This window comes from Martinezella lusitana, from assembly GCF_016901135.1.
Taxonomy (GTDB): Bacteria; Pseudomonadota; Alphaproteobacteria; order Rhizobiales; family Rhizobiaceae; genus Rhizobium; species Rhizobium lusitanum_D.
Map to the genome: position 1 here is coordinate 1 of NZ_JAFEVL010000043.1, position 1,004 is coordinate 1,004.

Annotated in this window: 1 protein-coding gene; it reads right to left on the minus strand. The window is 57.8% G+C overall.

Features of this window, described 5'->3' with window-relative positions; all coding sequences use genetic code 11:
- Positions 1–8: 8 nt before the first annotated feature.
- Positions 9–1,004: cyclopropane-fatty-acyl-phospholipid synthase family protein (locus JTP94_RS15880; RefSeq protein WP_204851456.1), on the minus strand; the 996-nt coding region annotated here is incomplete at its 5' end.

Consider the following 1,004-nt stretch of genomic DNA (forward strand, 5'->3'; position numbering starts at 1 on the left):
TTAGCCACTCATTCCGCCGCCCGGATGCGCGAGGTTGCGGGCCTATTATGGGCTTGCTCCCAGTTCATCATGTAGTCACGGGTGAGCGGAACGGCGTCCGCCCGCTTGGCAAGCTGAATCTGAAACACCATCATCGTGCGAAAGCGAAACCCGATCTCGCACAGAACGAGATAGAATTCCCACATGCGACAGAACCGTTCGTCATAAAGAGCCGCAGCGCGGTGACGGTTCACCATGAAGCGCTCGCGCCAGTGGCGGAGGGTTTCGGCGTAATGCAGACGCAGGATTTCGACGTCCGTGACAACAAGGCCCGAACGCTCTGCCGATGCGAAGACCTCGGAGAGCGACGGAATATCCGCTCCGGGGAAGATGTACTTGCGAATGAACGGATTGATTGGAGCTGGCGCATCGGAGTATCCGATCGAGTGCACGAGCGCGACACCGTCGGCGGTCAGCAAATCGCCAAGCTTGCCGAAGAACTCGTCGTAATTCTTCTTTCCCACATGTTCGAACATGCCGACCGACACGATTCGATCAAATTGGCCAGGCTCTTCTCGGTAGTCGCGCAAACGAAAGCGTGCGCGATCGGCAAGGCCCGCAGCGACCGCGCGCCCTTCTGATATCTTGTGCTGCTCGACGCTCAAGGTGACACCGGTAACATCAGCGCCGGTCTCCTTGGCCAGATACAAGCCGAGGCCACCCCAGCCGGAGCCGATATCGAGTATTTTAAGGTCTGGGCGATCGAGCAATAGCTTTGAGGCGATGTGGCGCTTCTTGCGCTCCTGCGCGGTCTCGAGATCATCGTCCTTGTTCGCGAAATAGGCGCAGGAATACTGGCGATCCTTGTCGAGGAACAGGTCGTAGAGCTCACCCGATAGGTCATAATGGTGGGCGACGTTGCGACGCGCACGATCGATCGGATTGTATTGCTTCAACCGACCCATGATGCGGGACAACAGCGAGAACCAAGCCGCCTGCTTGAAGTTGCCGTAGTTTCTGGCAAC